The sequence below is a fragment of the Arthrobacter sp. Leaf141 genome (assembly GCF_001424565.1).
GTDB lineage: Bacteria > Actinomycetota > Actinomycetes > Actinomycetales > Micrococcaceae > Arthrobacter.
This window is the reverse complement of the sequence record NZ_LMOL01000023.1, coordinates 30150-48413: the sequence shown is the minus strand read 5'-3', so window position 1 is coordinate 48413 and position 18264 is coordinate 30150. Positions and strand designations below refer to the sequence as shown.

The window sequence follows — 18264 nt, the reverse complement described above, 5'->3', positions numbered from 1 at the left end:
CAGCTGCCCATGACGTAGGGTCTTACCGTGAACTGGTTTGAGGTGGCCCTGCTGGGCCTAGTGCAGGGACTGACCGAATTTCTACCCATCTCGTCAAGCGCGCATCTGCGGATTGTGGGGCAGTTCCTGCCCGGCGCCGCTGATCCGGGGGCGGCGTTCACCGCCATCACCCAACTGGGTACCGAGACGGCCGTGCTGGTGTATTTCTGGCGGGACATTGTCCGGATCGTCAAAGCCTGGGCCGGATCCCTGAGCGGCAAAGTCTCCCGGCAGGATCCCGACGCCCGCATGGGCTGGCTGGTGATCCTGGGCAGCCTGCCCATCATCGTGCTGGGCCTGCTGTTCCAGGACCAGATCGAGTCCGTGCTCCGCAGCATGTGGATCGTGGCCACCATGCTGATCGTCTTCGGCCTGATCCTTGCCGTGGCCGACGCCGTGGGCAAGCAGGAGCGGGACCTCACCCAGCTGACCTACAAGCACGGCATCTTCTTTGGCCTCGCCCAGGCCATGGCCCTGATTCCAGGCGTGTCACGGTCCGGCGGAACCATCACCGCGGGGCTCCTGATGGGCTACAACCGGGAAGCGGCGGCCCGCTACTCCTTCCTCCTGGCCATCCCGGCCGTGTTCGGCAGCGGGCTGTACCAGTTGTACAAGGTGGTGTCCAAGGACGGGCTGACCGGCCCGTACGGCCTGCCCGAAACCGCTCTGGCAACCGTCATCGCCTTTGTGGTGGGCTATGTGATCATCGGCTGGTTCCTGAAATTCGTTTCCACCCGCAGCTACCGGCTCTTTGTCTGGTACCGGATCCTCCTGGGCCTCGCCCTGTACATCCTGCTCGGTTTCGGTGTCATCGCCGCGTAGCACTAGGCTTGCCCTGTGAAATCCTGGACCTCCCGCCCCGTTCCAACCCTGCCCGGAAGCATGCCTGCCATCCGGTTGTTCGACACCGCAGCAGGCCGCGAAACTGCGCTGCATGTTGGCCCGTCGCCCTCGATGTACGTCTGCGGCATTACCCCGTACGACGCCACCCACATGGGCCACGCCGCCAGCTACGTCGCCTTCGACCTGCTGAACCGCGTGTGGCGCGACGCCGGCCACCGGGTTGCGTACGTCCAGAACGTCACCGACGTGGATGATCCACTGCTGGAACGGGCCACCGCCACCGGCGTTGACTGGCGGGACCTGGCCGCCAGCCAGATCGAACTCTTCCAGACGGACATGGAAGCCTTGAACGTCCTGGCCCCGGACCGTTACGTGGGCGCCGTGGAATCCATCGCCCTGATTGTTCCCGCCGTGGAAAAGCTGGTGGCACTTGGCCTGGCCTACACCGTCCAGGGCAGCAACGGTGAACCGGACGGCGACGTTTATTACGACGTTGAGGCCGCGGGAAAGCAGTCGGTGGCACCCGATGCATGGACGTTGGGCGCCATCTCCGGGCTCGCCGAAAGTGAAATGCTGGAGCTCTTTGCCGAGCGTGGCGGCGACCCCGGCCGGGCCGGGAAGCGGCAGGCACTCGACCCGCTGCTGTGGCGGGTGGCCCGCGAGGGCGAACCCCACTGGCCCGGCGCAAGCCTTGGCGCCGGCAGGCCCGGCTGGCACATCGAGTGCACCGTCATCGCACAGCAGTATCTGCCGGCCCCGTTCACAGTGCAGGGCGGCGGCTCGGACCTGGTCTTCCCGCACCACGAGATGGGGGCCGGACATGCATACTCCCTGGCCGGTGTTCCGCTGGCCCGGCACTATGCACATGCCGGCATGGTGGGCCTGGACGGCGAGAAGATGAGCAAGTCCAAGGGAAACCTGGTGCTGGTGTCCCGGCTGCGTGCAGCGGGGGAGGACCCCGCAGCGATCCGGCTGGCTATCCTGGCCCACCACTACCGCTCGGACTGGTCCTGGACTGACGAAGGCTTCGCCGCAGCCAAAGCGGAGATCAGCCTGTGGCGCCAGGCGCTCGGGCATGCGCCGGAAGGCTCTGCGGCGCCGTTGGTCGCCCGGATGCGCGACGCCCTCGCCGCGGACCTCAACGCCCCCGCCGCCGTGGCTGCGGTGTCCCAGTGGTCGCAGCAGGCAATGTCCGACGGCGGTCCGGCAAGTTTGACCGACCAGGCGCTGGTCAGCGACGCCGTGGACGCCCTGCTGGGTGTTGTGCTCTAGCCCGGGTCAGCAATCCTGATGCGGCGCCGGTCCCCAGGACCGGCGCCGCTCTGCAATCAGGGCCGGTCCTGGCCGCGCCGCTTGAGGTAACGCTCGAATTCCCGGGCGATGGACTCCCCGGTGGCCTCCGGCAGGTCGGCGGTGTCCTTGGCTTCTTCCAGTTGCCGGACATAGGCGGCGATCTCGGGGTCCTCGGTGGCGAGCTCATCCACGCCCCGCTCCCAGGCATCGGATTCCTCAGCCAGCTCGTGGATGTCCAGCGGGACCTGGAGCAGCTCCTCGATCCGGTGCAGCAGGGCAAGCTGTGCCTTGGGAGATGGCGCCTGGGCCACATAGTGCGGCACCGCAGCCCACAGCGAGATGGTGGGAAGGCCGGCCAGGAGCGCCACCTCGGACAGGACGCCGACGATGCCCACCGGACCTTCGTACTGGGAGGCCTCCAGGTTCATCCGCTCCCGGAGCGGACCGTCGTCGGACGAGGTGCTGACGGGGATGGGCCGGCTGTGCGGAACATCCGCGAGCAATGCCCCCACCAACACCACGTAATCGACGTGCAGCGCTTCGGCGTGGACCAGCAGTTCGGCGGTATAGGCCCGCCACTTATAGGACGGCTCCGTGCCCTGGACAAAAATCACGTCCACATTGGAGCTGGGGGCGCTGGCTTTGTAGATCCGGGTGGACGGCCACTTGATCTTGCGTTCACCCGCCGCATTCCGGCGGACGGTGGGCCGGGTGAACTGGAAGTCGTAATATTCGTCGGCATCTATCGACGCCGCCTTTTTGCCGCCCCAGAGCTTATTCAGGTAGCGCAGGGAGTCGCTGGCCGCTTCCCCCGCATCGTTCCAGCCTTCGAAAGCTGCAAGCATCACTGTTACGCGCCGTCCCTCAGCCACAGGCTGCAGGAACCGCTCCTGCCCCGGTACGGCACCCGGTTCGGTGGTGTCTTCCTCGAAGCTATTCATTTCTTCACCCTACGTCCAAGAACCGCCCTCCCGCAGTGCATGAACCGCCGCAAAAGTGTCCCGCCCCCGCGCGGTCAGCAGGCACAACAGGAGTATTCGCCGTGGGCGTACCCACCAGCAACCTTCCAGCGAGTCGCCGTAGACTGTGCAGCATGCGATCCCCCTCCACACATTCCCCACTCAAAGCCGTCCTCTGGGACATGGACGGGACCATCGTGGACACGGAGCCCTATTGGATGGCTGCCGAGCACGCACTGGTGGAAGCCCACGGCGGGACGTGGTCGCACCAGCAGGCGGTGCAGCTGGTGGGCCAGTCGCTGGACTACTCCGCCAGTCTGCTGCAACAAGCCGGTGTGGCCCTTGAAATCCGGGAGATCATCGACGTGCTGACCGGTGAAGTGGTCCGCAGCGTCCGGCAGGAGGTGCCCTGGCGGCCCGGCGCGAAAGAACTCCTTGAGGAGCTCCACGGCGCCGGCATCCGATGCGCCCTGGTCACCATGTCCGAAGGCCCGCTGGCCCGGGAAGTTGTTGCCAGCCTGCCACGGCCCTACTTTGAGGTCATTGTCACCGGCGACTCCGTGACCCAGGGGAAGCCGCACCCCGAGGCGTACCTGACCGCCGTCGAACTCCTCCAGGAAACCGACCCGAACCTGAATATCGGTGACTGCGTTGCCCTGGAGGACTCGGCTCCGGGCGTGGCGGCAGCCGTTGCCTCCGGTGTGGCCACCGTCGCCATCCCGCACATCGTGCCGTTGCCCCTGGATGACCGCTACACCCGCTGGGACACTTTGGCCGGCCGGTCACCGGCAGATCTGGAAGCTTTGCTGCTGACCGGCCAGGAGCCGGCAGCGCCGGTGCCCGCAACAGGGCACGCCCATGACTGAAACCAGCACCCCGGTCCGCCGCGAAGGCATTCCGCTGGGCCGGATCTTCGGCGTTCCCGTGGTCCTTGCCTATTCGTGGTTCATCATCGCGGCTTTCACCGTGATCGTTTACGGCCCTGTCCTTGCCCGCAGCAACCCGGCGCTTGGAACCAGCGCCTACGTTGTAGCCTTCGCCTACGCAGTCCTGCTCCTCATCTCGGTCCTGGTCCACGAGCTGGCGCACGCCCTGACCGCAAAGATCTACGGCTGGCCCACGGAAAAAATCGTCCTGAACCTCTGGGGCGGACATACCCAGTTCGAAAGCTTCACCGCGTCTCCCGGCCGCTCCGTCCTGGTGGCCCTGGCCGGGCCTGCCGCCAACTTTGTCCTGGCCGGGGGCGCCTGGCTGGTCCTGGCCAACACCTCCATGGGGAGCGTCGCGGAGATCCTGACCAACATCTTTATGTGGGCCAACTTCCTCATCGGCGTGTTCAACGTCCTGCCCGGCCTGCCCCTGGACGGCGGCCGCATGGTGGAATCCGCTGTCTGGAAGGCCACCGGCAGCCAGGCGAAAGGCACCATTGCCGCCGGCTGGGGCGGCCGGATCATTGTGGTGGCCATTGCCTACTGGTTCCTCATCCGCCCCTTCCTGGCCGGGGACAACCCGGATCTCAGCCTGGTCATGATCACCGTCCTGGTGGGCAGCTTCCTCTGGATGGGCGCGTCGGCATCCATCCAGCAGGGACAATTCCGCACCCGGCTCCCGGGAGTCACCGCCGCCGGATTGTCGACGCCGGCCACCGGGCTTCCCGCCACCGCGTCTGTTAAGGACGCCCTGGCCAGCAGCGCCGGCGGAACGGTCAGCGTGGTGGTCTGCGGCGCAGACGGCCGACCGGAAGGCGTGGTGCAACCCGCAGCGCTGCACTCCGTGCCGGACGCAGCAGCGGCGGCCACCCCAATCACCGCCGTATCCTTTGCCTTGGCCGCCGGCGCCTACGTCCCGGAGTGGTCCCGGGGCCAGGAGCTGATCGGCTTCCTGTCCCAGGTGAAAGGCAGGCACTATGCCGTTGTGGACCACAACGGCAAGGTGACGGGCCTCCTGGCCCAGGACAGCGTGGTAACCGCCATCACCGGCAAGGCGCCCCGGCCCAATAGGGGCGCGCCGGGCAGGACCCGGTAGAGTTACCTGCCGGTCGGTGCACCGCCACGGCAGGTCCCGGTGAGGGACGTCCCCGCAGCGGCGCCAAAGGTTTACAAGGAGTGAGGAATTCCATGAGCAGCGAATCTGCCGTCAACGAAGCCACAGCAGCAGCCCAGCCCGGCGCTGCCGGCGGCGGCTCGCAGCCGGCCGGTGCGGCCCGCCGCCGGGGCCCTTTCCGCGAAGGCGAACGCGTCCAGCTGACGGACGAACGTGGCCGCATGAACACCGTCACCCTGGAAACGGGTGGCGCGTTCCACACCCACCGCGGCTTCCTCAACCACGATGAGATCATCGGCCAGGCGGACGGCTCCGTGGTGGTGAACAACGTGGGCCAGCAGTACCAGACGCTCCGACCGCTGCTGTCCGACTTTGTGCTGTCCATGCCCCGCGGTGCCGCTGTGGTCTACCCCAAGGACGCAGGCCAGATTGTCACCATGGCCGATATCTTTCCGGGCGCCCGCGTGGTGGAAGCCGGCGTGGGCTCCGGGGCGCTGTCCATTTCGCTGCTCCGTGCAGTAGGTGACAATGGCTACCTGCATTCCTTCGAGCGGCGTGAGGAATTCGCGGACATTGCCCGCGGCAACGTCGAAACCATCTTCGGCGGGCCGCACCCGGCCTGGCAGATTTCGCTGGGTGACTTCCAGGAGGAAGTGGTCCGCAGCGAGGCTCCGGGTTCCGTGGACCGCGTGGTCCTGGACATGCTCGCTCCCTGGGAATGCCTGGACGCGGTCGCCACGGTCCTGGCCCCCGGCGGAGTATGGATCAATTACGTGGCCACCGTCACGCAGCTGTCCAGGACCGCGGAGGCCATCCGTGCCGACGGCCGCTTCACCGCACCGGACGCCTGGGAATCCATGGTCCGTGGCTGGCACCTCGAGGGCCTGGCAGTCCGCCCTGACCACCGGATGGTGGCGCACACCGGCTTCCTGCTGGTCACGCGCCGCCTTGCGGACGGCGTCACGGGCATCTCCGTCAAACGGCGACCGTCCAAAACCGAATTCAACGCTGAAGACGTCAACGCCTGGACCCCCGGCGCTGTGGGCGAACGGCTGGTTTCGGATAAGAAGCTCCGCCGCGCCGCCCGCGATGCCATCGCCGGCACCCAGGTCAAGGACGCTCCGGAGGTCACGAACTAGTCCACATTTCGGGAGCCTCCACCCCTACCTGCCATCTTGGGACTAGTGTCGTAAGGGAAGCGCAGGAAGGGGCTGATACATCATGGAGACGCCGAACCAGGACTCCGGACGTACACCGGCAGAGCAGTCTGCCGCCAACGACCTCTCGGTTGCAGACCGCCAGGTCAACATCCTCCGGGACAAGCTCAGGCACATCGACAGGCAGTTGGCTGCGGCATCGCAGAACAACACCAAGCTGGTGGCCATGCTGGAAGCCGCGAAAGCCGAGATCATCCGGCTGAAAAACGCGTTGGACCAGGAAGGGCAGCCGCCGTACAGCTTCGGCACCATCCTTCAGCTCAATCCCAAAAAGCAACCCTCCCAGGGCAACAGCGGGCAGGCGGCCACCGAGGAGTCGGTGGACATCTTCAACGCCGGCCGGAAGATGCGGGTGGGTGTCAGCCCGCTGGTCAACATGAACCAGCTGGCAGTGGGCCAGGAGGTCCTGCTCAACGAGGCCCTCCTGGTGGTTGCCGGGCTCGGCTACGAGCGTGCCGGGGAGCTGGCCACCCTCAAGGAGATGCTGGGCACCGACCGGGCCTTGGTGGTGGGACGCGCCGACGAAGAACGTGTGGTGCGCCTTTCCGGTGCCTTGCTGGCCCAGAAGCTCCGGGTGGGCGACGCCTTGTCCATCGACTCCCGCACCGGGTATGCCCTGGAAAAGGTGCCGCGCTCCGAAGTGGAAAACCTGGTCCTCGAAGAGGTCCCGGACATCACGTACGAGGACATCGGCGGCCTGGGACCCCAAATCGAGCAGATCCGGGACGCGGTGGAACTTCCGTTCCTGCACCCGGACCTCTACCGCGAGCACGGCCTGAAGGCGCCCAAGGGCATCCTGCTCTACGGCCCGCCAGGCTGCGGCAAGACCCTCATCGCCAAAGCCGTGGCCAACTCGCTGGCCGCCCGCGCCGCCGAACGGTCCGGCAACGTTGACTTGAAGAGCTACTTCCTGAACATCAAAGGCCCCGAGCTGCTGGACAAGTATGTGGGCGAAACGGAACGCCACATCCGGCTGATCTTTGCCCGGGCGCGCGAGAAGGCATCGGATGGCAGCCCCGTTGTTGTTTTCTTCGACGAAATGGATTCGCTGTTCCGCACCCGCGGCACCGGCATTTCCTCCGACGTCGAGACCACCATCGTTCCGCAGCTCCTCAGCGAGATCGACGGCGTAGAGCGGCTGGACAACGTGATTGTGATCGGCGCGTCCAACCGCGAGGACATGATCGACCCCGCCATCCTTCGGCCGGGCCGGCTCGACGTCAAGGTCAAGATCCAGCGCCCTGACGCCGAGGCCGCCGCGGACATCTTCAACAAATACATCACCCCGGACCTGCCGTTCCACGTGTCTGACCTGGCGGAGTACGGCGGTGACGTCCAGGCCACCGTGGACGCCATGGTGCAACGCACCGTGGAAGCGATGTACTCCACCGACAAGTCCAACGAGTTCCTGGAAGTCACGTACGCCAACGGCGATACCGAGATGCTGTACTTCAAGGACTTCAACTCGGGCGCCGTGGTGCAGAACGTGGTGGACCGCGCCAAGAAGTACGCCATCAAGGACCTCCTGACCATCCAGCAGAAGGGGCTCCGCATCGAGCACCTCCTGCGGGCCGTCGTTGATGAGTTCCGTGAGCACGAGGACATGCCCAACACCACCAACCCGGATGACTGGGCCCGGATCTCCGGCAAGAAGGGCGAGCGGATTACCTACATCCGCACCATCGTCCAGGGCAAAGCCGGCCAGGAGCCCGGCAAGTCCATCGAAACGATGCCCAGCACAGGACAATATCTGTGACGGCTGCACCGGAACCCGTCGGCGGGGGAGCGCTCCCGGCCGGCGGGGCCATGCGGGTCATGGGCTCGGAAACCGAATACGGCATCCACGCGCCCACCGCACCGTCAGCCAATGCCACCATGATGAGCGCCAGGGTGGTCCAGGCCTATGCACAGGTGACCCGGCAGCGTGCGGCAGGCGGGGCCGAAACCCGCTGGGACTACACGGACGAGGAACCGCTGCACGACGCCCGCGGCTGGACCGTTGACCGCGGCGCGGCACACCCGAGCCAGCTGACGGACCAGCCTCCCGTGCTGGACGCCGAGGCCGTGGCCCTGGCGTACGGCCGGGAGGAACTCGAACTGGACGGCCAGGACGAATCAGGCACCCTGCTGATGAATATGGTCCTGGGGAACGGCGCCCGGCTCTACGTTGACCACGCGCACCCCGAGTACTCCAGCCCCGAAGTAACCAACCCGCTGGACGCCGTGACCTGGGATGCGGCCGGGGACCTCGTGGCGCTGGCCACCGTGCGGCGCCTCGCAGCGGATCCCGAACTGCCCCCCGTGAACCTCTACAAAAACAACACGGACAACAAATCCGTTTCCTACGGTTCCCACGAAAACTATTTGATGCCCCGGTCCGTGCCCTTCGGTGACATTGTCCGCGGACTGACGCCCTTTTTCGTCACGCGCCAGATCATCTGCGGCGCAGGCCGGGTGGGACTGGGACAGGACAACTCGGCCGCCGGCTACCAGATCAGCCAGCGGGCCGACTTCTTCGAAGCGGAAGTGGGACTGGAAACCACCATCCGCAGGCCCATCATCAACACCCGCGACGAACCGCACGCCACCGCCGACAAATACCGGCGCCTGCACGTCATCATCGGGGACGCCAACCTTTCCCAGGTGGCCAACTACCTGAAGTTCGGCACCACGGCGATGGTCCTGAGCCTGATCGAAGCGGGCCTCGCGCCCAAAGTGGAGGTCTACGAACCCGTGGCCGCCCTGCAGGCGGTCAGCCACGACACCGGCCTCACCGGCAAGCTGCGGCTCATTGACGGCCGGCGCGTCAGCGCTCTTGACCTGCAGTGGATGTATCACGAAGCCGCCGCCAAACTGGCCCAGGATACCGGCGTCGCCGATCCGGTGGACGGCGACGGACACACCCACGGCGTGCTGGAACGCTGGGCCACCGTCCTGACGCAACTGGACACCGACCGGGCAGCTGCCGCCTCATCGGTCGAATGGCTGGGCAAACTCTCCCTCCTGGACGGATACCGGCAGCGTGACGGGCTGGACTGGAACGATGCCAGGCTTGGCCTGGTGGACCTGCAGTGGGCAGACATCCGGCCGGAGAAGGGCCTGTACCACCGCCTGCTGGCACGGGACCGGATGCAGCGGATCACTCCGGATGCTGCCATCGCGGCGGCAATGACGGAGCCACCACCGGATACACGTGCGTTCTTCCGCGGCCGGTGCGTCAGCACGTTCGGCAAGGACGTGGTGGGGGCCAGCTGGGACTCCGTGATCTTTGATGTCCCCGGCTACGGCCGGCTGCAGCGTGTCCCCACCCGGGAACCGCTGCGGGGCACCATGGCGCTCACCGGCGGGCTGTTTGCCCGCCACCGGGAAGCGGGTCCATTCCTCGCTGAACTGCTAGGACACACCACCGCTCCGCCTGCGGCGTAAACCACGCCGGGAGGTGCGGCCCGTGGCAGGATGGGCATATCGGAGGATCCGCCGGATCCAAAGACTGAATATTGGAAGGAAACATCATGGCAGGCCAGGAGCAGCAGCAGCCGCAGTCGCGGGACAGCCAAGTCGACGAAGACATCCCCGAGGCGCCGCCGGCACCGCCCGAAGCGCAGGCGTCAGCCTCCACCGAAGGTGTGGATGACCTCCTCGACGAGATCGACGGCGTCCTGGAATCCAACGCCGAGGAATTCGTCCGCGCGTTTGTCCAAAAGGGCGGCCAGTAACCGCAGCACCCAGGTGGCGGAAGCCCCGGACGGCCGGAATCTGAAGCGACGTCGAAGGACCACGTTCAAGGAGTGCATGAGTGCAGGAATCAACCGCCAACAAGGTAGCCGCCTACGCCACCTCGTCCTTTACCGAACACCTCCAGCGTGAACGGCCCGAACTCCTGCCGTTCACGCGGGCCCTCCCGACCGGGGCCGCCGTGACAGCGCCGCTCCAGGTCCCGCACGCCACCACCATCGTGGCCATGGGCTACGCGGGCGGCGTGTTGATGGCGGGGGACCGCAGGGCCACCATGGGCAACGTCATTGCCAGCCGGCACATTGAAAAGGTGTTCCCCGCTGACCGGTTCTCGGTCCTCGGGATCGCCGGCACCGCGGGCATTGCCATTGACCTGACCCGGCTGTTCCAGGTCGAGTTGGAGCACTACGAAAAAATCGAGGGAACACTCCTCAGCCTTGAGGGCAAAGCCAACCGGCTCGGCGCCATGATCCGCGGCAACCTGCCGCTGGCCATGCAGGGCCTGGCGGTAGTGCCGCTCTTCGCCGGATTCGATACCGGCGCCAACGCGGGCCGGCTGTTCTCCTACGATGTCACCGGCGGCCGGTACGAGGAACACGAACACCACACCGTGGGTTCCGGGTCCGTCTTTGCCCGTGGCGCCCTGAAAAAGCTGTGGCGGCCCAATCTCACCGCCGCCGAAGCCTTGGCCGTAGCGGTCGAGGCCCTCTACGACGCCGCCGACGACGACTCAGCCACGGGCGGGCCTGACACCGTCCGCCAGTTGTGGCCTGTGGTCTACACCGTTGACAGCACCGGTACCCGACGGGTTCCCGACGAAGAGCTCGGGGCGGCCGCGAGGGCTGTCATCGAGGCACGCACCATCGCCGGACGGGAGGCCTGAGATGACACAGCAGTTCTACGTCTCACCCGAACAACTCATGAAGGACCGCGCCGACTTCGCGCGGAAGGGCATCGCCCGTGGCAGGTCCGTGGTGGTCATCAGCTGTGGCGAAGGGATAGCTCTCGTCGCGGAAAACCCCTCCCCGTCACTGCACAAAATCGGCGAGATCTACGACAAAATCGCGTTCGCCGCCGTAGGGAAATACAACGAATTCGAAAGCCTCCGCCAGGCGGGTGTCCGCTACGCAGACGTCCGGGGATACTCCTACGACCGCGAGGACGTCACCGCCAGGGGCCTGGCCAGCGTTTATGCGCAAAGCCTCGGCGCCGTCTTCACCACCGAACAGAAACCCTTCGAGGTTGAACTTGCGGTGGCGGAAGTCGGAGCCAGCCAGGAAGGCGACCACCTGTACCGGCTGACGTTCGACGGGTCCATCGCCGACGAGCACCGTTTTGTGGTCATGGGCGGCCAGGCGGATAAAGTCTCCGCCGCCATCGAGGACGGCTGGCGGACCTCGCTGACCCTGGCCGAGGCGGTCCGCCTCGCCATGGGCGGGCTGGTCCGGCCGGCGGCTGGGGCCGCTGAACCAGCGGGTGCCGCAGCGCCGCTGCCTGCCGGCGCCCTGGAAGTTGCAGTCCTGGACCGGCATTCGGAGGCAACACGCGGCGCGCGGCGGGCCTTCCGACGGCTCAACGACGCCGACATCGCCGCACTGCTGACCTAGGAGGACAGATGGACAAGAGGATCTTCGGCATCGAAACCGAATTCGGCATCTCGTATTCAAGCCCCGACTCGAGGCCGCTGGCCCCCGAAGAGGTGGCCCGGTACCTCTTCCGCAAGGTGGTGTCCTGGGGCCGTTCCTCCAATGTCTTCCTCACCAATGGGTCCCGGCTGTACCTCGATGTGGGGTCCCACCCTGAGTACGCCACCGCGGAATGCGACGACCTGGCCCAGCTGATCGCCCACGACCGTGCCGGCGAACTCATTCTCGATGACCTGGTGGACGAAGCGCAGGCCCGCCTCGCTGCGGAAGGGTTCAACGGCACCGTCTACTTGTTCAAAAACAACACCGACTCCGCCGGCAACTCCTATGGCAGCCACGAGAACTACCTCATCCCGCGCCGCGGCGAGTTCTCCCGGCTTGCCGAGATCCTCATCCCCTTCCTTGTCACGCGCCAGCTCATCGCCGGTGCCGGGAAGATCCTCAAGACACCGCACGGGGCGACCTACGCCTTCTCCCAGCGGGCAGACCACATCTGGGAAGGCGTATCCTCCGCCACCACCCGGTCCCGGCCCATCATCAACACCAGGGACGAACCGCACGCGGACGCCGAGTTCTACCGCCGCCTCCACGTCATCGTAGGCGACTCCAACATGTCCGAAACCACCGCCCTGATGAAGGTGGGCACGGTGGACCTGGTGCTGCGCATGGTGGAGGCCGGGGTGATCATGCGGGACATGCGGATGGAAAACCCCATCCGCAGCATCCGGGAGATTTCCCACGACCTCAGTGGCCGCGCGCTGGTCCGGCTGGCCAACGGGCGCCAGCTGACTGCCCTGGAGATCCAGCAGGAATACCTCACCAAAGTGACGGCGTTCGTCCGGGAGCATGGCGCCCACAACCCGCACGTCCCACTGATCCTCGACCTGTGGGAGCGGACGCTGAAGGCCATCGAGTCCGGCGACCACCGGGGGATCGACACGGAAATCGACTGGGCCATCAAAAAGAAGCTGATGGACAGCTACCGGAACCGGCACAGTTTGAGCCTGGACGCTCCGCGCATCGCGCAACTGGACCTGACCTATCACGACATCTCCCGTACCCGGGGACTCTATTACCTGCTTCAGTCCCGCGGCGCCGTCCGCCGGATGGTGGATGACACCGTGATCAAGGACGCGGTGGACGCGCCGCCGCAGACAACGCGTGCCAAGCTCCGCGGTGACTTCGTGCGGCGCGCCCAGGAACTGGGCCGCGACTACACGGTGGACTGGGTCCATCTGAAACTCAACGACCGGGCGCACCAAACTATCCTGTGCAAGGATCCGTTCCGGAGCGTGGACGAACGCGTGGATGCGCTGCTCGAGTCTATGGGCTGACACCCAGCTTTCCGGGCTATTCTTGAAAAGGCCCATTATTTGGGCTGCCGCGATAACGGCCGCTGCAAGCGGCGTGTCGCCCCCACCCTGCCCCGACGAAAGTTTCCAACGTGCGCCGACTACTAGCAATTCTCCTTCCCGGCCTGCTGCTGCTGACTGCCTGCGGCGGTACCGGTGAACCGGAGCCCACCAGCCAGTCCGCTGGCGAGACTGCAAAGTTCGACTCCCTCAAACTGACCGAAAACGGTGACAAAAAAGCCCCGGGCGTCGAATTCGACAAGCCCCTCGCGGTCACGGAACCCACCGCCAAGCTGGTTACCGAGGGCAGCGGTGACGCCGTCAAGGCCAACCAGATCGCCAACTTGTCCATCCTCGCCATCAACGGCGAAGACGGGGCAACCCTGGAAGACACCTTCCCCGCTGAGCCGGAAGCACTCGAGCTCAACGATGAACTGAAAACCGGCAGCGAGCTGGTTTACAACGCAATCGTTGGGGCCAAGGTTGGCTCCAGCATCGCCCTCGCCGTCCCCGGCCAGGCCGGCACCGCGGGTGCCCCGGCGCAGCCCACCCAGCTGCTGGTGATCAAGGTCATCTCCACCACCGAGGTTGCCCCGGTCCTCGAAAAGCCGGAGGGTGAAACCATTACCCCGCCGGCCGGGCTGCCGACGGTGAAGGAAAACGGCGACGGCATCCCGGAGATCAACGTTGACGGCGTCGCAGCTCCCACGGAGCTCATTTCCCAGGACCTCATCAAGGGCACCGGTGCCACCGTCAAGGAAACCGACACGGTGACGGCGAACTACGTGGGCGTCACCCTCGTGGGCGGCACCAAATTCGATTCCAGCTATGACCGCGGCAAGCCCACACCGTTCTCGCTGCAGCAGGTCATCAAGGGCTGGACCCAGGGCCTCGCCGGTAAAACGGTGGGTTCCCGCGTCCTGCTGGTGATCCCCAAGGACCTGGCGTACGGTGACGCAGGCCAGGGCGAAGCCAAGGGCGACCTGGTCTTCGTAGTGGACATTCTGGGCGTCAAGTAACAACATTTAAGACCGGAGCACGGGATTCCTCCGTGGCATCCCACCAGTAAGCACCAACGACAAGGAGCAACCATGTCCTTTGGACAGCGTGATTTCGACCGCCAGAAGCCCGAGATCGATTTCCCCGAGGGCGACGTCCCCACGGACCTGGTCATCACGGACCTGATCGAAGGCGACGGACCGGAAGCCCAGGCCGGCAGCACCGTCTCCGCCCACTACGTGGGTGCCGCCTGGTCCACCGGCGAAGAGTTTGATGCTTCCTGGGGCCGCGGCGCACCCCTGGACTTCCGGGTTGGCGTGGGCCAGGTCATCCAGGGCTGGGACCAGGGCCTGCTGGGCATGAAGGTTGGCGGCCGCCGCCGCCTGGAGATCCCTTCCGAGCTTGCTTACGGCTCACGTGGCGCCGGTGGAGCGATCAAGCCCAACGAAGCCCTGATCTTCGTTGTTGACCTGGTGGGCGTCCGCTGATCCGGAAGGCCCCCTGACCTGCCCGGGTCAGCCGGTTCCCGGCACCCTGGCAGGCACCGCAAAGCGCGGCAGCTGATCGGACCTTGCGTCCACATGCTGCCGCGCTTTGCGCGTTCCGGGCCGTCATTGAGTAACGTAGCAACCGTGTCCGCATCCCGCACTGAACGCCTCCTGAACCTGCTGATCGCCCTTCTCAACACCCGGTACGGCCTGCGCCGCAGCGAACTGCGGGAGACCGTGTACCGCACCGTCACCGGAAACGACGTGGCGTTCGGCCGCATGTTCGAACGGGATAAAAACGATCTCCGGCAGTTCGGCTTCGACGTTGAAACCCTGACGGACCTGGGCTGGAGCGAAGACGATCCAGCCACCACCCGGTACCGGATCGGCAAGGAATCCAACCGTCTTCCGGACGTCCAGTTCAGCCCGGACGAATGGACAGTGCTGCTCCTTGCCTCCCAGTTGTGGGAACGCGCGGCGCTGGGCACTGCGGCCCGCAGCGCAATGCGGAAACTTCAGGCGGCCGGCCAGATGGCCGACATTAAGCTGCCCGCCGGCGTGCAGCCCCGCATCAAGCCTGCCGGCCAGGCGTTTGACGACCTCGTAGCGGCCATGCACACCCGGCACCCGGTCTCCTTCGGGTACCGCGCCGCCTCCACCGGCCAGGAGGAACGGCGGACGGTGGAGCCGTGGGGACTGGGCAGCCGGTTCGGTCAGTGGTACCTGATCGGCTTCGACCGGGCCCGGCAGGCCGCCCGGCACTTCCGCCTTTCCAGGCTGACCAGCTCCGTGGAAACCCTGGCACGGGAGCAGTACACCCCACCTGCGGACTTCAACATCCGCCAGGAACTGGACCTCCTTCCCGAACTCCCGCGCCGCACCGCCGTCGTCGACGTCAGAACAGGACGCCTCCTGTCCCTGCGGCAACGGGCCGTTACCAATGATGTGGACCACCCGGCCGGACCCGATGCGGACTACGAACGCCTGGCACTCGCGTACCGCGACCCCGAAGTCCTGGCCGAGGAACTGGCCTCCTACGGACCCGACGCTGTGGCAGTTGCCCCGCCGGAACTCGCTGAGGCGGTGCAGCGCCGCCTCCGCGCCGCCGCGGACTTCAGCGCAGCGCCCGTTCCCCTCTTCACCCTTTCCGGAGCACGATCCCGGCAGGACAGGGCAGGAACAGCCGAGGACCAGCTCAAACGTATGCTTCAACTGGTCCCGTTCCTGGTCCACAATCAAGGACTGCACATCCAGAAAGTGGCCCGGCACTTTGGCATCTCCCGCCAGGAACTCGAGGCCGACCTGCGGATCCTGATCTGTTCCGGGCTCCCCGGCGGATACCCGGATGACCTCCTGGACATCCAGTGGGAGGACGACCACGTTTTTATCAGCCAGGACCTGGACCTGAACAGGCCGGTCCGGTTCACAGTGGAGGAAGCCTGCGCCCTGCTGGCCGGGCTGGAGACCCTCAACGGCCTGCCGGAACTGGCCGGGGGAGGAGCCCTGGAATCAGTGACACTCAAACTTATGGCGGCAGCCGGCGAAGCCGGGCTCCGGGCGGGGTCGCTGGCAGGACCCGCCATGGCGCCTGCCGATGCCGGTGTCCACACCACAGTCCGGGACGCCATCAGTTCCGGCTCGCAACTTCACCTGACGTACCTCTCACCCCAGCGCGACACCGTGTCGGAGCGGGACGTGGACCCGCTGCGGCTCTTCTCGCTGGACGACACCTGGTACTTCGAGGCGTACTGCCACCTGGTGGACGGGCTCCGGAACTTCCGCCTCGACCGGGTCCAGGACCTTCGCCCCACCGGCACATCGATCAGCACGGATGCCACGGCCCTCGCGGCCGGCTCCGGCAGAATGTTCGCAGCGAACGACGGCGATACGTCCGTAACAGTCCAGCTCACCGGGCAGGGGCGGGGACTTGCGGATGAATACCATGCGGCGCGTACCGCGGAACTTCCCGACGGCGGCCTGGTGGCGGAAATCCAGTTCGGCAACACGGCGTGGCTGCCCATATTTGTGGCCCAGCACGGTGGCCAGGCCCGCATCCTGGCACCGGCAGGCCTGGCCGACGCGGCCCGGGAATGGCTCGCTGCGTCGCTTGCCCGGTACGGCGGCTAGACTCGAAACCATGCTTTGGTGGTCCTGGATTCTGATATGGGTGGCGCTTGTTGCGCTGGCCCTGCTGCTGTTCCTCCTTTTAGGCATCCGGCTGTTCCGGAAATTCATGGCCACGGTCAAGGACCTGGGCGCAGCCGGCGAAAAACTGGGCCACATCAGCCCCGTGTTCCTTCCCGAACCGGCGCCTGCTCCCGACCGGATGCCAGCCGGATCCGCTGTTTTTGCCTCACCCGAGATCATGAGACATGATTACGAGGCCGCCAAAGCGTCACGCCGGGAAGAACGGCGGCGCCGCCGGGTGCAGCGCAGGACAGACCGGGGCCAACTGCAGGCGCTCGGAGATCTCGACTTCACTTCGAAGTAGGATGTACTTAGAGGAAAGGATTTCCCATGGGAAGACTCTTTGATGGCCCCTGGCCCATCGTTATCATCATCGTTGTAGCACTGCTGCTTTTTGCCGCGCCCAAACTTCCGGCGATGGCGCGGAGCCTTGGCCAGTCGATGCGGATCATCAAGTCCGAGGTCAAGGAAATGAAGAACGACGGCAAGACTGACGGCGACGCCGCCGATGCCTCAGGTCCCGTCGAAGGCCGGGTAGTGAACCACCCGCGCCCCGAAACCCCGTCCAGCGGCAACGCTGACGGTACGGACGTACCGCCCTCCACCCGCGCGTAGTTCAAGGTGGCACAAAAGAAGGGCCGCAAAGCCAATCCGGAAGGCCGGATGGCTCTTTGGGACCACCTCAAGGAACTCAAGAACCGGTTGATCAAGTCGGCCATCGCCGTGGTGCTGGCCGGCATCGCCGGCTGGTTCCTTTACGATCCGGTGGTCTTCAACCTCTCTGAACCGCTCATCACCATCGCGCAGCAGACAGGCCGCACCGCGGTACTGAACTTCGCGACCATCGCGGATCCGTTCGCGTTCAAGATCCAGATTGCCATCCAGATCGGCCTGGTCATCTCCAGCCCCGTCTGGATCTATCAGGTGTGGGCTTTTATCACCCCTGGCCTGACGGGTAAGGAACGCCGGTACACGCTGGGATTTATGGCCGCGGCCGTACCGCTGTTCCTCGCCGGCGTTTTTGTCGCCTGGCTGGTCTTCCCCACGGTGGTTCGGGCCCTCCTTCAGTTCACCCCCACCACAGGCGCCAACAACGTCTCAGCCACTGACTACCTCACGTTTGCCACGCAGATGTTCCTGATCCTGGGGGTTTCCTTCCTGGTGCCGGTGATCCTGGTCGGCGTCAACATGGCCGGCGTGGTCCGCGGCCGCACCATCCTGAAGGCCTGGCGCATCATCGTTTTCCTGGTCTTCGTCCTCGCCGCCCTGGCCGCACCCGGCACGGACGCGCTGTCCATGGTGATGCTGGCGGCTCCGCTGCTGATCCTGTTCTTCGCCGCCATCGGCCTGTGCATCATCAACGACAAGCGCAGGGACAAGCGTGAGGCAAAGGTCGCCGCTGAGACGGACGCCACCGCGGACGTCGCCACCCCCGGCAGTGAGCTCAAGAAGCTCTAAGCTCC

At 65.8% G+C, this 18264-nt stretch carries 18 protein-coding genes; 17 read left to right on the top strand and 1 reads right to left on the bottom strand.

Annotated elements, in window-relative coordinates; genetic code table 11:
* The first annotated feature begins 27 nt into the window (after window positions 1-27).
* Window positions 28-861: an undecaprenyl-diphosphate phosphatase gene (locus ASF72_RS15300; protein ID WP_050687328.1), complete on the top strand. Its 834-nt coding sequence runs from the start codon at window positions 28-30 to the stop codon at window positions 859-861.
* A 15-nt stretch (window positions 862-876) separates the two neighbouring features.
* Window positions 877-2154, top strand: coding sequence for a cysteine--1-D-myo-inosityl 2-amino-2-deoxy-alpha-D-glucopyranoside ligase (gene mshC / locus ASF72_RS15295; RefSeq protein ID WP_056600344.1), 1278 nt, complete (start codon window positions 877-879; stop codon window positions 2152-2154).
* A 56-nt stretch (window positions 2155-2210) separates the two neighbouring features.
* Here mshC and ASF72_RS15290 read toward each other — a convergent pair whose 3' ends face one another.
* A complete protein-coding gene (locus ASF72_RS15290; RefSeq protein WP_056600341.1) occupies window positions 2211-3116 on the bottom strand; it encodes a PAC2 family protein in 906 nt (301 codons plus the stop codon).
* A gap of 152 nt (window positions 3117-3268) precedes the next feature.
* Here ASF72_RS15290 and ASF72_RS15285 point away from each other — a divergent pair, with 152 nt between their 5' ends.
* From ASF72_RS15285 to tatC, 15 genes are all read left to right on the top strand, one after another.
* Window positions 3269-4000, top strand: a complete 732-nt coding sequence (locus ASF72_RS15285) for an HAD family hydrolase (RefSeq protein ID WP_056600338.1) — start codon at window positions 3269-3271, stop codon at window positions 3998-4000.
* Window positions 3993-5159: a site-2 protease family protein gene (locus ASF72_RS15280; protein WP_056600335.1), complete on the top strand. Its 1167-nt coding sequence runs from the start codon at window positions 3993-3995 to the stop codon at window positions 5157-5159. Before ASF72_RS15285 ends, ASF72_RS15280 begins: the two co-directional genes overlap by 8 nt.
* Before the next feature lie 92 nt (window positions 5160-5251).
* Window positions 5252-6316: a tRNA (adenine-N1)-methyltransferase gene (locus tag ASF72_RS15275; RefSeq protein WP_056600332.1), complete on the top strand. Its 1065-nt coding sequence runs from the start codon at window positions 5252-5254 to the stop codon at window positions 6314-6316.
* Between the two features lie 82 nt (window positions 6317-6398).
* Complete coding sequence (gene arc / locus ASF72_RS15270) at window positions 6399-8150, top strand: proteasome ATPase (RefSeq protein ID WP_056600329.1); 1752 nt, start codon at window positions 6399-6401, stop codon at window positions 8148-8150.
* A gap of 50 nt (window positions 8151-8200) precedes the next feature.
* Window positions 8201-9820, top strand: coding sequence for a depupylase/deamidase Dop (gene dop / locus ASF72_RS15265; RefSeq protein WP_157371012.1), 1620 nt, complete (start codon window positions 8201-8203; stop codon window positions 9818-9820).
* An 86-nt stretch (window positions 9821-9906) separates the two neighbouring features.
* Complete coding sequence (locus tag ASF72_RS15260; protein ID WP_015937113.1) at window positions 9907-10110, top strand: ubiquitin-like protein Pup; 204 nt, start codon at window positions 9907-9909, stop codon at window positions 10108-10110.
* Between the two features lie 80 nt (window positions 10111-10190).
* Window positions 10191-11012, top strand: a complete 822-nt coding sequence (gene prcB / locus ASF72_RS15255) for a proteasome subunit beta (RefSeq protein ID WP_056600323.1) — start codon at window positions 10191-10193, stop codon at window positions 11010-11012.
* 1 nt (window position 11013) lies between these two features.
* The gene (gene prcA / locus ASF72_RS15250; protein ID WP_050687317.1) at window positions 11014-11736 is read left to right on the top strand and encodes a proteasome subunit alpha; all 723 of its coding nucleotides are present in this window, start codon (window positions 11014-11016) and stop codon (window positions 11734-11736) included.
* A gap of 8 nt (window positions 11737-11744) precedes the next feature.
* Entirely contained in the window at window positions 11745-13109 is a 1365-nt protein-coding gene (pafA, locus tag ASF72_RS15245; protein WP_050687316.1) for a Pup--protein ligase, read from the top strand.
* A 110-nt stretch (window positions 13110-13219) separates the two neighbouring features.
* A complete protein-coding gene (locus ASF72_RS15240) occupies window positions 13220-14146 on the top strand; it encodes an FKBP-type peptidyl-prolyl cis-trans isomerase (RefSeq protein ID WP_056600321.1) in 927 nt (308 codons plus the stop codon).
* A gap of 72 nt (window positions 14147-14218) precedes the next feature.
* On the top strand, window positions 14219-14614 hold the full coding sequence (locus ASF72_RS15235; protein WP_056600318.1) for an FKBP-type peptidyl-prolyl cis-trans isomerase: 396 nt from the start codon (window positions 14219-14221) through the stop codon (window positions 14612-14614).
* Between the two features lie 144 nt (window positions 14615-14758).
* A complete protein-coding gene (locus ASF72_RS15230; protein ID WP_200933667.1) occupies window positions 14759-16741 on the top strand; it encodes a helix-turn-helix transcriptional regulator in 1983 nt (660 codons plus the stop codon).
* A gap of 10 nt (window positions 16742-16751) precedes the next feature.
* The gene (locus tag ASF72_RS15225; protein ID WP_050687308.1) at window positions 16752-17105 is read left to right on the top strand and encodes a hypothetical protein; all 354 of its coding nucleotides are present in this window, start codon (window positions 16752-16754) and stop codon (window positions 17103-17105) included.
* Between the two features lie 26 nt (window positions 17106-17131).
* On the top strand, window positions 17132-17416 hold the full coding sequence (gene tatA / locus ASF72_RS15220; protein WP_050687306.1) for a Sec-independent protein translocase subunit TatA: 285 nt from the start codon (window positions 17132-17134) through the stop codon (window positions 17414-17416).
* 48 nt (window positions 17417-17464) lie between these two features.
* Window positions 17465-18259, top strand: a complete 795-nt coding sequence (tatC, locus tag ASF72_RS15215) for a twin-arginine translocase subunit TatC (RefSeq protein ID WP_050687408.1) — start codon at window positions 17465-17467, stop codon at window positions 18257-18259.
* The last annotated feature ends 5 nt before the right edge of the window (window positions 18260-18264 follow it).

What these genes read in the sequence shown, in the direction of transcription:
- ASF72_RS15290 (WP_056600341.1), bottom strand. Translation starts at nt 3,116, where the DNA reads ATGAATAGCTTCGAGGAAGACACCACCGAACCGGGTGCCGTACCGGGG.
- ASF72_RS15285 (WP_056600338.1), top strand. Translation starts at nt 3,269, where the DNA reads ATGCGATCCCCCTCCACACATTCCCCACTCAAAGCCGTCCTCTGGGAC.
- ASF72_RS15280 (WP_056600335.1), top strand. Translation starts at nt 3,993, where the DNA reads ATGACTGAAACCAGCACCCCGGTCCGCCGCGAAGGCATTCCGCTGGGC.
- ASF72_RS15275 (WP_056600332.1), top strand. Translation starts at nt 5,252, where the DNA reads ATGAGCAGCGAATCTGCCGTCAACGAAGCCACAGCAGCAGCCCAGCCC.
- arc (WP_056600329.1), top strand. Translation starts at nt 6,399, where the DNA reads ATGGAGACGCCGAACCAGGACTCCGGACGTACACCGGCAGAGCAGTCT.
- dop (WP_157371012.1), top strand. Translation starts at nt 8,201, where the DNA reads ATGCGGGTCATGGGCTCGGAAACCGAATACGGCATCCACGCGCCCACC.
- ASF72_RS15260 (WP_015937113.1), top strand. Translation starts at nt 9,907, where the DNA reads ATGGCAGGCCAGGAGCAGCAGCAGCCGCAGTCGCGGGACAGCCAAGTC.
- prcA (WP_050687317.1), top strand. Translation starts at nt 11,014, where the DNA reads ATGACACAGCAGTTCTACGTCTCACCCGAACAACTCATGAAGGACCGC.
- pafA (WP_050687316.1), top strand. Translation starts at nt 11,745, where the DNA reads ATGGACAAGAGGATCTTCGGCATCGAAACCGAATTCGGCATCTCGTAT.
- ASF72_RS15235 (WP_056600318.1), top strand. Translation starts at nt 14,219, where the DNA reads ATGTCCTTTGGACAGCGTGATTTCGACCGCCAGAAGCCCGAGATCGAT.
- ASF72_RS15225 (WP_050687308.1), top strand. Translation starts at nt 16,752, where the DNA reads ATGCTTTGGTGGTCCTGGATTCTGATATGGGTGGCGCTTGTTGCGCTG.
- tatA (WP_050687306.1), top strand. Translation starts at nt 17,132, where the DNA reads ATGGGAAGACTCTTTGATGGCCCCTGGCCCATCGTTATCATCATCGTT.
- tatC (WP_050687408.1), top strand. Translation starts at nt 17,465, where the DNA reads ATGGCTCTTTGGGACCACCTCAAGGAACTCAAGAACCGGTTGATCAAG.